Origin of the sequence: Achromobacter sp. JD-1 (genome assembly GCF_038594925.1) — a bacterium.
Lineage (GTDB): Bacteria > Pseudomonadota > Gammaproteobacteria > Burkholderiales > Burkholderiaceae_B > Achromobacter > Achromobacter spanius_C.
In genome coordinates, this window is the sequence record NZ_JBCGCS010000001.1 from 608,083 (window position 1) to 620,936 (window position 12,854).

At 63.2% G+C, this 12,854-nt stretch carries 10 protein-coding genes; all 10 read left to right on the forward strand.

What is annotated here, in order from left to right:
- Window positions 1–8: 8 nt before the first annotated feature.
- Window positions 9–2,336: an NADH-quinone oxidoreductase subunit NuoG gene (gene nuoG, locus WBR68_RS02815; protein WP_230693471.1), complete on the forward strand. Its 2,328-nt coding sequence runs from the start codon at window positions 9–11 to the stop codon at window positions 2,334–2,336.
- On the forward strand, window positions 2,336–3,409 hold the full coding sequence (gene nuoH / locus WBR68_RS02820; protein WP_050448546.1) for an NADH-quinone oxidoreductase subunit NuoH: 1,074 nt from the start codon (window positions 2,336–2,338) through the stop codon (window positions 3,407–3,409). Before nuoG ends, nuoH begins: the two co-directional genes overlap by 1 nt.
- A 21-nt stretch (window positions 3,410–3,430) precedes the next feature.
- Entirely contained in the window at window positions 3,431–3,919 is a 489-nt protein-coding gene (gene nuoI, locus WBR68_RS02825; protein ID WP_006217967.1) for an NADH-quinone oxidoreductase subunit NuoI, read from the forward strand.
- Window positions 3,920–3,936: 17 nt separating this feature from the next.
- Complete coding sequence (locus tag WBR68_RS02830) at window positions 3,937–4,593, forward strand: NADH-quinone oxidoreductase subunit J (protein ID WP_050448547.1); 657 nt, start codon at window positions 3,937–3,939, stop codon at window positions 4,591–4,593.
- Entirely contained in the window at window positions 4,590–4,898 is a 309-nt protein-coding gene (nuoK, locus tag WBR68_RS02835; RefSeq protein WP_006217969.1) for an NADH-quinone oxidoreductase subunit NuoK, read from the forward strand. The genes WBR68_RS02830 and nuoK overlap by 4 nt, the downstream gene beginning before the upstream one ends.
- A 17-nt stretch (window positions 4,899–4,915) precedes the next feature.
- Window positions 4,916–6,943, forward strand: coding sequence for an NADH-quinone oxidoreductase subunit L (gene nuoL, locus WBR68_RS02840; RefSeq protein ID WP_050448549.1), 2,028 nt, complete (start codon window positions 4,916–4,918; stop codon window positions 6,941–6,943).
- Window positions 6,940–8,442, forward strand: a complete 1,503-nt coding sequence (locus tag WBR68_RS02845) for an NADH-quinone oxidoreductase subunit M (RefSeq protein WP_050448550.1) — start codon at window positions 6,940–6,942, stop codon at window positions 8,440–8,442. Before nuoL ends, WBR68_RS02845 begins: the two co-directional genes overlap by 4 nt.
- Before the next feature lie 9 nt (window positions 8,443–8,451).
- The gene (gene nuoN, locus WBR68_RS02850) at window positions 8,452–9,936 is read left to right on the forward strand and encodes an NADH-quinone oxidoreductase subunit NuoN (RefSeq protein ID WP_230693472.1); all 1,485 of its coding nucleotides are present in this window, start codon (window positions 8,452–8,454) and stop codon (window positions 9,934–9,936) included.
- Window positions 9,937–9,949: 13 nt separating this feature from the next.
- Window positions 9,950–10,279 (forward strand): DUF2818 family protein, encoded by a 330-nt coding sequence (locus WBR68_RS02855; RefSeq protein ID WP_050448552.1) that lies wholly within the window; start codon window positions 9,950–9,952, stop codon window positions 10,277–10,279.
- 293 nt (window positions 10,280–10,572) lie between these two features.
- A complete protein-coding gene (locus WBR68_RS02860; protein ID WP_230693473.1) occupies window positions 10,573–12,852 on the forward strand; it encodes a TonB-dependent receptor in 2,280 nt (759 codons plus the stop codon).
- The last annotated feature ends 2 nt before the right edge of the window (window positions 12,853–12,854 follow it).

Genomic DNA, 12,854 nt, shown 5'->3' on the forward strand with positions numbered 1-12,854 from the left:
GAACAGCAATGGTTGAACTAACCGTCGACGGCAATCAGGTCGAAGTGCCCGAAGGCAGCATGGTCATGCATGCCGCTCAGAAAGTCGGGCTTTACGTGCCGCATTTCTGCTACCACAAGAAACTGTCCATCGCGGCCAACTGCCGGATGTGCCTGGTTGAAGTGGAAAAAGCGCCCAAGGCGCTGCCCGCCTGCGCCACGCCCGTGACCAACGGCATGGTCGTCCACACCTGCTCTGAAAAGGCTCGCGCCGCTCAGAAGTCGGTGATGGAATTCTTGCTCATCAATCACCCCCTCGACTGCCCGATCTGCGATCAGGGCGGCGAATGCCAGTTGCAGGATCTGGCCGTGGGTTACGGTGGCTCTTCCTCGCGTTACCAAGAGGAAAAGCGCGTCGTCTTCCACAAGGACCTGGGTCCGCTGGTTTCCGCCGAGGAAATGAGCCGCTGCATCCACTGCACCCGCTGCGTGCGCTTCGGCCAGGAAATCGCAGGCGTCATGGAACTGGGCATGTTGGGCCGTGGCGAACACTCCGAGATCACGACGTTTGTCGGCCGCTCGATCGAGTCCGAGCTGTCGGGCAACATGATCGACATCTGTCCGGTGGGCGCGCTGACCTCCAAGCCTTTCCGCTACAGCGCCCGCACCTGGGAACTGGCTCGCCGCCGTTCGGTCAGCCCGCACGACAGCCTGGGCGCCAACCTGGTGGTTCAGGTCAAGGGCGACCGCGTCATGCGCGTGGTCCCGTTCGAAGACGAAGCCGTCAACGAATGCTGGATCAGCGACCGCGATCGCTTCTCGTACGAAGGCCTGAACAGCGACGACCGCCTGACTGCCCCGATGATCAAGGGCACCGACGGCAAGTGGCAGGAAGCATCTTGGGCTGACGCGCTGCAAGCCGTGGCCCAAGGCCTGTCGCGCGTTCGCGACAGCTTCGGCGCCGGCCAGATCGGCGCGTTGGCGTCGGAATACGCCACCACCGAAGAATATGCCTTGCTGGGCCGCCTGGTCCGCGCGCTGGGTTCCGAGAACATCGACTTCCGCCTGCGCCAGACCGACCCGGCCTTCGACGCCGCGTTGACCGGTGCTCCGTGGCTGGGCATGCCCATCGCTGAACTCGACAACCTGGACCGCGTCCTGGTCGTCGGCTCGTTCCTGCGCAAGGATCACCCGTTGATGGCGCAACGCCTGCGTCAAGCCGCCAAGCGCGGCACGCAGATCCTGATGGTCGACAGCGCCGCTGACGATCCTCTGATGCCCATCGCCGCCCGCATCACCGTGGCTCCGTCCGAGCTGCCGCGCGCGCTGGCCGAAGTGGCCGTCGCTCTGGCGCAAGCCAAGGAACAGGCCGTGCCGGCCGAATTCGCCTCGGTCACCCCGGGCGAAAACGCCAAGATCATCGCCACCAGCCTGGCTTCCGGCGCCAACACCGCCGTGCTGCTGGGCAACCTGGCCGTGGCCAGCGCCCAAGCCTCGACGCTGGCCGCCAACGGCCGCGCCGTGGCGAACCTGGCCGGTGGCAAGTTCGGCTTCCTGACTTCCGGCGGCAACACCGTCGGCGGTTACCTGGCCGGCGCCGTGCCGGGCAAGGGTGGCAAGAACGCCGCCGCCATGCTGGCCGAGCCGCTCAAGGCCTACATCGTGCTGCACGCCGAGCCGCTGCTGGATGCCGACAACGGCCAGCAAGCCATCGCCGCGCTGCGTGGCGCGCAGTTCGCCGTGGCTCTGACGCCTTACCGTTCGGCCGCGGCCGAATGGGCCGACGTCATGCTGCCGGTGTCGCCGTTCACCGAAACCTCGGGCACCTTCGTCAACGCGCAAGGCCTGGCCCAGAGCTTCAAGGGCACGGTTACGCCGTTGGGCCAGACGCGTCCGGGCTGGAAGGTCCTGCGCGTGCTGGGCAACGTGCTGCATCTGGCCGGCTTTGACGATGAAACGTCGGAATCGGTGCGCGACGCCGCGCTGGCCGGTGGCATCGAAGGCCGCCTGTCCAACGACGTCAAGGCGCCGCTGGGCCTGGGTCAGGCGCTGACCGGCCTGGAACGCGTGGCCGATGTGCCGATCTACCGCACCGACGCCATGGTTCGCCGTTCGGAGCCGCTGCAAGCGTCCCCGGCCTCCAAGAAGCCGGCCGCCGCCATGAACGGCCGCACGCTTACCAGCCTGGGCCTGACGGCCGGGGTCAAGGTGCGCGTGGCGGGTGCGCAAGGCGCCGTCGAACTTGAAACCGTGCAGGATGATGCCGTGGCCGACCGCGCCGTGCGCATTTCCGCAGCCTTTGAAAACACCGCGGCCCTGGGTGGCGCATTCGGTCAACTCAGCGTGGAGCGTGCCTGATGGAATGGCTTAATGTTCTTGAGAGCCACGGGCAGGAGTTGCTGGGCCCGACGGTCTGGATGGTCCTCTGGACCCTCATCAAGATTGTGATCATCGCCGTGCCGATCATTCTGTGCGTTGCGTACCTGACGTACTGGGAACGCAAGATGATCGGCGCCATGCACGTGCGCATGGGTCCGAACCGCGTGGGTTTCAAGGGGCTGTTGCAGCCGTTTGCCGACGTGTTCAAGCTGCTGACCAAGGAAGTCGTGGTCCCCAGCCAGGCCAACAAGGTGCTGTTCATCGTGGCCCCCGTGGTCACGCTGATGCCTGCGCTGGCCGCCTGGGCGGTGGTGCCCTTCGGTCCCGACATCGTGCTGGCCAACGTCAACGCCGGCCTGCTGTACATCATGGCCATCACGTCCATCGGCGTGTATGGCGTGATCGTGGCGGGTTGGGCGTCGAACTCCAAGTACGCGTTCCTGGGCGCGCTGCGCGCTTCGGCACAGATGCTGTCCTACGAACTGGCCATCGGCTTCGTGCTCGTCACGGTGCTGCTGGTCTCGGGCAGCCTGAACATGTCCGAAATCGTCAACGTCCAGAACCGCGGCTGGTTTGCGGAGAAGGGCTTGACGTTCATGTCCTGGAACTGGCTGCCGCTGTTGCCGCTGTTCGTGATCTACGTGATTTCGGCCGTGGCCGAAACCAACCGTCACCCGTTCGACGTGGTCGAAGGCGAATCGGAAATCGTGGCCGGCCACATGGTCGAGTACTCGGGTATGGCCTTCGCCCTGTTCTTCCTGGGTGAATACGCCAACATGATCCTGCTGTCCTGCATGGCGTCGATCATGTTCCTGGGCGGCTGGGCGTCCCCGATCGACATCGCGCCGTTGACCTGGATTCCGGGTTGGATCTGGCTGGGTCTGAAGACGTTCTTCGTGGTCTCGTTGTTTGTGTGGTTCCGCGCATCGTTCCCGCGCTACCGCTATGACCAGATCATGCGTTTGGGTTGGAAAATCTTCATCCCGCTGACCGGCGTTTGGCTGGTCGTGGTGGCGATCTGGATGCAGACGCCCTGGAACATTTGGCGCTAAGCCGCCAGGCAGAGGCAGGATATGGAAGCGATCAAAGATTTCTTCGGCAGCCTGATGCTGACCGAGTTGCTCAAGGGCATGCGCCTGACGGGCAAGTACTTTTTCAAGCGCAAGGTCACCTTGCGTTATCCGCAGGAAAAGACGCCCACGTCGGCGCGATTCCGCGGCCTGCACGCATTGCGCCGCTACCCCAACGGGGAAGAGCGTTGCATTGCGTGCAAGCTGTGCGAAGCCGTGTGCCCGGCCTTGGCGATCACCATCGAATCGGACCAGCGCGAGGACGGCACCCGCCGCACCACGCGTTACGACATCGATCTGACCAAGTGCATTTTCTGCGGCTTCTGTGAGGAAAGCTGCCCCGTGGACTCGATCGTGGAAACCCATATCCACGAATACCACGGTGAAAAGCGCGGCGACCTGTATTTCACCAAAGACATGCTGCTCGCCGTGGGCGACCGCTACGAAGCCGACATCGCCCGCCGCCGGGCCGACGACGCTCCTTACCGTTGAAGCCCAGGGTCTGATCCATGACTTTTACCACTGTCCTTTTCTACATACTGGCCGCCGTGCTGGTGATCGCGGCGTTCCGCGTGATCACCGCGCGCAGTCCGGTCACCGCGGTCTTGCACCTGATCCTGGCATTCTCCAACGCAGCCATGCTGTGGATGCTGCTGGGCGCTGAATTCCTGGCCTTGCTGCTGGTGCTGGTGTACGTGGGCGCCGTGATGGTGCTCTTCCTTTTCGTCGTGATGATGCTGGACATCCGCATGGACGCCATGCGCCAGGGTCTGAAGACCTACCTGCCGCTGGGCCTGGTGATCGGTCTGGTGCTGGTGCTGGAAATGTCGTTCGTGCTGGGTTCCACCTGGTATGGCGCGGGCCCGCAAGCCCCGGTCGCCGGCGACTACAACAACGCCCGCGCGCTCGGCGAAGCCATGTACACGCAGTACATCTACGCCGTCGAAGTTGGCGCCGCGCTGCTGCTGGTGGGCATGGTCGCCGCGATTGCGCTCACGCTGCGCCGCCGCCGCGACGTGAAGTACAACGACCCGGTAGCCGCCGTGCGCGTCCGCTCGAAGGACCGCTTCCGCATGGTCAACATGCCCGCCCAGAGCGAGCGTGCCCAAGCCAAGCGTGATGCCTCGTCCGGCGCCGCCGCCGCGCCCCAAGGAGAAAAACAATGACGCTGACGCTGGCCCACTATCTGATCCTTGGGGCGATCCTGTTCGCCATCGGGATCTTCGGCATCTTCCTGAACCGCCGCAACCTGATCATTCTCTTGATGTCCATCGAGCTCGTGCTCCTGGCCGTCAACATGAACTTCGTGGCGTTCTCCAGCTGGTTCGGCGACACCGCCGGCCAGGTGTTCGTGTTCTTCATCCTGACCGTGGCCGCCGCTGAAGCGGCGATCGGCCTGGCCATCCTGGTGCTGCTGTTCCGCAACCTGAACACGATCAACGTTGACGAACTCGATCGCCTGAAGGGCTGACGGGGTATTGGAAGAAAATGTCTAGCTCACCCAATCTCTACTTGCTCATCGCGCTGGCACCGCTGGCCGGAGCAATTCTCGCGGGCCTTTTCGGCACCGGCTTCCTGGGCCGTCCCATCGGCCGCCGCGCGTCCCACGTCATCACCATTCTTGGCGTACTCATCTCGGCCATCGGTTCGGTGGTGGTGCTGGGCGACGTGCTCAACGGCCTGCGCTTTGACGGCGCGGTCTACACCTGGAGCCTGATCGGCCAGACCAAGCTGGAAATCGGCTTCCTGATCGATCCGCTGTCGGCCATGATGATGGTCGTGGTCACGTCGGTGTCGCTGATGGTGCACATCTACACCATCGGCTACATGGCTGACGACCCCGGCTATCAGCGCTTCTTCTCGTACATCTCGCTGTTCACGTTCTCCATGCTGATGCTGGTGATGTCGAACAACATGGTGCAGCTGTTCTTCGGCTGGGAAGCGGTGGGCCTGGTGTCGTACCTGCTGATCGGCTTCTGGTACACCCGCCCGACGGCCATCTTCGCCAACATGAAGGCATTCCTGATCAACCGCGTTGGTGACTTCGGCTTCGTGCTGGGTATCGGCCTGTTGTTCGCGTACGCCGGCACGATGCACTACGGCGAAGTCTTCGCCCAAGCCGACAAGCTGGCCGCGATGACCCTGCCGGGTTCTGACTGGATGCTGCTGACGGTGGCGTGTATCTGCCTGTTCATCGGCGCCATGGGCAAATCGGCCCAGGTTCCGCTGCACGCCTGGCTGCCTGACTCAATGGAAGGCCCGACCCCGATCTCCGCGCTGATCCACGCCGCCACCATGGTGACGGCCGGTATCTTCATGGTTGCGCGCTTCTCGCCGCTGTTCGAACTGTCGGACGTGGCGCTGTCGTTCATCATCGTGATCGGCGCCATCGGCGCGCTGTTCCTGGGCATCCTGGGCATCATCCAGACCGACATCAAGCGCGTTGTTGCGTACTCCACGCTGTCGCAGCTGGGCTACATGACGGTGGCGCTGGGCGCCTCGGCCTACTCGGTGGCCATTTTCCACCTGATGACCCACGCGTTCTTCAAGGCGCTGCTGTTCCTGGGCGCGGGCTCGGTCATCATCGGCATGCACCACGACCAGGACATCCGCAACATGGGTGGCCTGCGCAAGTACATGCCCATCACCTGGATCACGTTCCTGCTGGGCACGCTGGCACTGGTTGGCACGCCGTTCTTCTCGGGTTTCTACTCGAAGGAAAACATCATCGAAGCGGCCGGCCACGCCAACGTCTGGGGCGCAAGCTTCGCGTACTACGCCGTGCTGATCGGTGTGTTCGTGACCTCGCTGTACTCGTTCCGCGTGTATTTCCTGGTCTTCCACGGCAAGGAACGCTTCGACACCAGTGACCACGGTCATGGCCATGGCCACGACGATCACGGTCATGACGACCACGGCCACGGCCATCATGGCGGCAAGCCGCATGAGTCGCCCTGGGTGGTCACGCTGCCGCTGATCCTGCTGGCGATTCCGTCGGTGCTGGTTGGCGCCTGGGCGGTTGACCCGATGCTGTTCGGCAAGTTCTTCAACGGCGTGATCACGGTGCTGCCGCAGCATCCGGCCATGCACGAACTGCAAGAAGAGTGGCACGGCTGGGTCGCCTACGGCCTGCATGCCTTCCAGACCCTGCCGTTCTGGCTGGTCGTGGCTGGTTTCGTCATTGCCTGGTACTGCTACCTGATCAATCCCAAGGTTCCGGCCGCCATCAAGGCCAACCTGTCCGGCGTCAACAAGGTGCTTGAAAACAAGTACTACGTGGACTGGGTCAACGAGCAGATCATTGCTCGCGGCATGCGCGCCCTGGGCCGTGGCCTGTGGCAGACCGGCGACCGCGGCATCATCGATGGCCTGCTGGTCAACGGTAGCGCCCGCGTCGTGGGCTGGGTGGCAGCGGTCAGCCGCCACCTGCAATCCGGCTTCATCTATCACTACGCGTTCGCGATGATCATCGGCATCATGGCGCTGGTGACTTTCTTTGTGCTGATTCCCCAATGATGGCAAGCGAGATGGCATCCAACACTTTCCCCTGGCTCACGCTTGCGATCTTTGTCCCGATCGTATTCGGCCTGCTGGTGCTGGCGGTGGGCCGTGACGACCGTCCCGGTCTGACGCGCGGCCTGTCGCTGGCCGGCGCCGTTGCCGGTTTCCTCGTCACGATTCCGCTCTACACCGGTTTTGACAACACCACGGCCGCCATGCAGTTCGTGGAAAAGGCCTCGTGGATCGAAGCCTTCAACGTCAATTACCACTTGGGCATCGACGGCATTTCGCTGTGGTTCGTCCTCCTGACCGCGTTCATCACCGTCATCGTGGTGCTGGCCGGCTGGGAAGTCATCACCAGCCGCGTGGCGCAGTACATGGCCGCCTTCCTGATCCTGTCGGGTCTGATGGTGGGCGTGTTCGCCGCGCTGGACGGCATGCTGTTCTACGTGTTCTTCGAAGCTACGCTGATCCCGATGTACATCATCATCGGGGCGTGGGGCGGCGATAACCGTATCTACGCGGCATTCAAGTTCTTCCTCTACACGCTGATGGGTTCCCTGCTGACCCTGATCGCCTTCATCTACCTGTGGCATGCATCGGGTGGTTCGTTCGACATCCTGACCTGGCACCAGGTCAAGCTGGGCCAGACCGAACAGATCCTGATCTTCGTGGCGCTGCTGGCGGCCTTCGCGGTGAAGGTGCCGATGTGGCCGGTTCACACCTGGTTGCCGGACGTGCACGTTGAAGCGCCCACGGGCGGCTCCATCGTGCTGGCCGCGATCATGCTGAAGCTGGGCGCCTATGGCTTCCTGCGCTTCTCGCTGCCGATCACGCCCGACGCCTCGCACAGCCTGGCCGGCCTGATGATCACGTTGTCGCTGATTGCGGTGATCTACATCGGCCTGGTGGCGATCATCCAGGAAGACATGAAGAAGCTGGTGGCGTATTCGTCGGTTGCCCACATGGGTTTCGTGACGCTGGGCTTCTTCATCTTCAACACGGCCGGCGTCGAAGGCGCCATCGTGCAGATGATTTCCCACGGCTTCGTGTCGGGCGCCATGTTCATGTGTATCGGCGTGCTGTATGACCGCATGCACTCGCGCCAGATCGCCGATTACGGTGGTGTGGTCAACGTGATGCCGCGCTTCGCCACGTTCTTCATCCTGTTCTCGATGGCCAACAGCGGCCTGCCGGCCACCAGCGGTTTCGTCGGCGAGTTCATGGTGATCATGGGCGCGGTCGAGCACAACTTCTGGATCGGCCTGTTGGCGGCTACCGCCCTGATCATGGGGGCTGCGTATTCGCTGTGGATGGTCAAGCGCGTGGTCCTGGGCGACATCGCCAATGACCACGTCCGCGAGCTGACCGATATCAACCGCCGCGAATTTGTGATTCTTGGCGTGATGGCGATCGCCGTGTTGTACATGGGGATCTATCCCAAGCCCTTTACCGACGTCATGCACGTATCGGTCGAGGCCCTGCTGCAACACGTTGCCGTCTCGAAACTGTAAGACAAGACAATGATGCAATCCCAAATCGATTTCGCCCTGGCGGCGCCGGAAATCCTTCTGCTGGTTTCCGGCCTGGCTATCCTGCTCGTCGACGCGGTCAGCAATCACCCCGAGCGCAAGCCGACGTTTCTGCTGACCCTGCTGGTGTTGGGCGCGCTGACCGTCGTGTCGGCCGTGCAATGGATGAACGGCGTTAAGGGCGCGACCTTCCACGGTCTGTACGTCACCGACGAACTGTCGCACCTGCTGAAGATCGCGTCCTACATTGCCGTGGGAGCCACGCTGGTCTATGGCCGTGTCTACGCGCAAGTGCGTGACATGCTCAAGGGCGGCGAGCTTTACGTCCTGACGCTGTTCGCGCTGCTGGGCCAGATGGTCATGATTTCCTCCGGGAACCTGATCTCCATCTACCTGGGCCTGGAACTGATGTCGTTGGCGCTGTACGCGCTGATCGCGCTGCGCCGCGATGACGTCGTCGCCACCGAAGCCGCCATGAAGTACTTCGTGCTGGGCGCGTTGGCCTCGGGCTTCCTGCTGTACGGCATGTCGATGGTCTACGGCGCCACGGGTCACCTGGACCTGGCCGAAGTGTCCAAGGTCATCGCCGCCGGTAAGGCCGAGAAAATGGCGCTGGTGTTCGGCATTGTGTTCCTGGTGTCGGGCCTGGCGTTCAAGCTGGGCGCCGTGCCGTTCCACATGTGGGTGCCGGACGTCTACCAAGGCTCGCCGACCGCCGTCACGCTGATCCTGGGCGGCGCGCCCAAGCTGGCGGCCTTCGCTATCACCCTGCGTCTGCTGGTGGACGGCCTGCATGGCCTGGCCGCCGACTGGCAGCCGATGCTGATGATTCTGGCCGTGCTGTCGCTGGCGATCGGTAACCTGACCGCCATCGCGCAGACCAACTTCAAGCGCATGCTGGCTTATTCGACCATCTCGCACATGGGCTTCGTGCTCTTGGGCCTGATGTCGGGCGCGGTCGAAGGCAAGCCGGAACTGTCGTCGGCCGCCTATGGCGCGTCGCTGTTCTACATGCTGACCTACGTGCTGACCACGCTGGCCAGCTTCGGCATCGTGCTGCTGCTGTCGCGCCAGGGTTTCGAGTGCGAGCACATCGACGACCTGAAGGGCCTGAACCGCCGTAGCCCGTGGCATGCGTTCATCGTGCTGCTGCTGATGTTCTCGCTGGCCGGCATTCCGCCGCTGGTGGGCTTCTACGCCAAGCTGGCCGTGCTGCAAGCGCTGGTCAGCGCGGGCCACGTGACGCTGGCGGTGGTGGCGGTGCTGTTCTCGCTGATCGGCGCGTTCTACTACCTGCGTGTCGTCAAGGTCGTTTACTTCGATGAGCCGGTGGCTGATGCGGCCCCGATCGTCGCGACCTGCGGCCAACGCGGCCTGCTGTCGATCAACGGCGCCATGATGCTGCTGTTGGGCCTGTTGCCCGGTGGCCTGATGGCGCTGTGCGTGCAGGCGATTCGTTCGTCGCTGAGCCTGTAAGCGGAACCCGGCCATGAACCAGACGCTGGCGGTATGGCTGTTGATCGCGCTGGCGCTGGTCAGCGCCAACCTGCCGTTCCTGACCGAACGCGTCTTCGCCGTCTTGCCCTGGAAGCAGGGTGGGGCGGTGGCGGTCAAGCCGTTCTGGATGCGTCTGGTTGAAGTGCTGGTGTTTTACGGCATCGTCGGCGCGCTGGGTTTTGCTTTCGAATCCACGCTGGGCAATCGCTTTGCCCAGACGTGGGAGTTCTACGCCATTACCCTCAGCCTGTACCTGGTGCTGGCCTATCCGGGCTTCGTGTACCGCTATCTGTTCAAGCGGCACCCTCGCTTACGGGTTTGAATGCCCCGCCAACGCCACAAAACGCCCTACGGGGCGTTTTTCTTTTGGGGATGTGAAATGCGCCACGCTTGAACCCGCCCGCTGTAGCGGGGCCGTGGCGGGCCGCAGCAAAGGTGGTTTGGGCAAGAGCAGCGGCGCCGTCCGCGTCCCCCGTTATCTATTTACGGGTGTTGTTTTTTCATCTTTTACCGACCGGCAATGCCGTCATTCAGGTGTCGTTCAGCGCTCAAGATCAAAATCGCAACCGGTAAAAAAACAAGAATCGTTGCTATTCACATTCTGGAGAAGCTGGTTTGAAGTCCCAAGATTCGTATTCGCTGAATACGCTCGCTACCTCGCTTGCCGCGGCCATTGCGGCGCCCGCCCTGTTCATCAGCCCCTACGCCGCCGCGCAGTCCACGGATTCGGGTGTCACGCAGCTTGCGCCGGTTCGGGTGGAGGGCGAGGGCTCTTCCTACCAAACGAACACCGTACCGTCGCCCAAGATGACGGCGCCGCTGCTCGACACGCCGCGCACTGTGCAGGTGGTGCCCAAGCAGGTGATCCAGGATCAGGCCGCGTCGACCTTGCAGGACGTGCTGCGCAACTCGCCCGGCATTACGTTTGGCGCCGGTGAAGGCGGCCGTCCGGGTGGCGATCTTCCCATTATTCGCGGGCAGAATGCCGCCAGCAGCCTGTTCCTGGACGGTATCCGCGATTCCAGCACGCAGGTGCGCGACACCTTCAACCTGGAACAGGTGGAAGTGATCAAGGGTCCGGACTCGGTGTATTCCGGCCGGGGCGGGGCGGGCGGCAGCATCAACATGGTCAGCAAGGCGCCCAAGGCCACTGACTTCACTGAAGCCACCGCGCAGATCGGCACCGACAACAATTACCGCGCCACCATCGACAGCAACTGGCGCCTGGCCGACAAGGCCACTTTCCGCCTGAACGTGATGGGCAACAAGGGCGATGTGGCCGGCCGCGACAACGCCGTGGACTTCGAACGTTGGGGCGTGGCGCCGTCGCTCACGTTGGGGGTGGGAACGCCGACGCGCATCACGCTCAGCTACTACCACTATCAAGACGACAGCATGCCGGACTACTCCATTCCGTATGACCCGAAGACGGGGCAGCCGGTCACGGAGACGATGGGCGTGAGCCGCAAGTCGTTCTATGGCCTGACGGGCCGCGACTTCATGAAGACCCGCGACGACGTTGCCACGGTGGACTTCCAGCATGATTTCTCGGACAAGCTGCAGCTGCGCAACGTGACCCGCTATGGCCGGGGCACCACGGACTTTGCCGCCACGAACCCGGACGACAGCAAGGGCAATGTGGCCAACGGCCTGGTGTACCGCGCGCTGAAGTCGGGCTACTACGTCACCAAGACCTTCGCCAACCAGACCGACCTGACCGGCGAATTCGACACGGGCAGCCTGAAGCACACCTTCGACCTGGGCTTTGAATACAGCAACATCAAGCAGAACAAGGACGGCTACAAGGAATCGGGCGTGCCCACGGGCGGCAGCAACTGCGTGACCGCGACAAGCGCATCCGGCGTCAACACCTACGCCAACCCGGCACTGTGCGCGTCCTTGTGGGACCCGGACCCCGGCACCGACTACCCCGGCACGCTGACCCGCAACAACAACCCCGCGCGCTACAACACGGATACCCTGGCGCTCTACGGGTTTGACACCATCAAGTTCAACGAGCAGTGGCAAGCCAGCCTGGGCGCGCGCTGGGACAACTACCGCACCAGCGGCAGCAACATCGCCGCCGGCCGTAACGACCCGGCGGGCACGCCGTCGTTCTACAGCACCAGCCGCAACGACAACCTGTTCAACTACCAGATCGGCCTGGCGTACAAGCCTTTGCCCAACGGCACCATCTACGCCACGTACGGCACCTCGTCCACGCCTTCGGCCATTGCGGCCAGCGCCACCAGCGACGCTACGTCGCTGAGCAATTCGTCGCTGGAACCCGAAAAAAGCCGCACCGTGGAAGTGGGCACCAAGTGGCAGGTCTTTGACGACCGCCTGACGCTGTCGGCGGCGGCGTTCCACGATATCCGCAAGAACACCAGCGTGGCCGTTTCCGCCACCGAAGTGGCGCAGGTGGGCGAGGCCAAGGTGCGCGGCATTGAACTGGGCTTCTCGGGCAACATCACGCCCAAGTGGAACGTGTTCGGCGGCTACACCTTCATGGATAGCGAAATGACCAAGGGCGCCTACAACAGCGGCGCCGTGGGCCAGGACCTGCCCAATACCCCGCGCAACGCCTTCAGCCTGTGGACCACCTACAAGGTGCTGCCCAAGCTGACGGTGGGCGGCGGCGCCTACTACGTGGACAAGGTCTACGGCAATTCAGACGCCACCCGTAACGCCAACGGCACGCCCAAGGCGCGCTGGGTGCCGTCGTACTGGCGCTTCGACGCCATGGCGGCCTACGAATTCAACGAGCACTACTCGGCGCAACTGAACGTGCTGAACCTGTTCGACGAAACGTACTACACCAAGGCTTACGCGGCCCACTACGCGGCGCTGGGCACCGGACGCGCGGCGTTGCTGACGCTGAAGATGCGCTACTGATC

Coding starts and splice junctions, on each gene's coding strand:
- nuoK (WP_006217969.1), top strand. CDS start 4,590: ATGACGCTGACGCTGGCCCACTATCTGATCCTTGGGGCGATCCTGTTC.
- WBR68_RS02845 (WP_050448550.1), top strand. CDS start 6,940: ATGATGGCAAGCGAGATGGCATCCAACACTTTCCCCTGGCTCACGCTT.
- nuoL (WP_050448549.1), top strand. CDS start 4,916: ATGTCTAGCTCACCCAATCTCTACTTGCTCATCGCGCTGGCACCGCTG.
- WBR68_RS02830 (WP_050448547.1), top strand. CDS start 3,937: ATGACTTTTACCACTGTCCTTTTCTACATACTGGCCGCCGTGCTGGTG.
- nuoI (WP_006217967.1), top strand. CDS start 3,431: ATGGAAGCGATCAAAGATTTCTTCGGCAGCCTGATGCTGACCGAGTTG.
- nuoH (WP_050448546.1), top strand. CDS start 2,336: ATGGAATGGCTTAATGTTCTTGAGAGCCACGGGCAGGAGTTGCTGGGC.
- nuoN (WP_230693472.1), top strand. CDS start 8,452: ATGATGCAATCCCAAATCGATTTCGCCCTGGCGGCGCCGGAAATCCTT.
- WBR68_RS02855 (WP_050448552.1), top strand. CDS start 9,950: ATGAACCAGACGCTGGCGGTATGGCTGTTGATCGCGCTGGCGCTGGTC.
- nuoG (WP_230693471.1), top strand. CDS start 9: ATGGTTGAACTAACCGTCGACGGCAATCAGGTCGAAGTGCCCGAAGGC.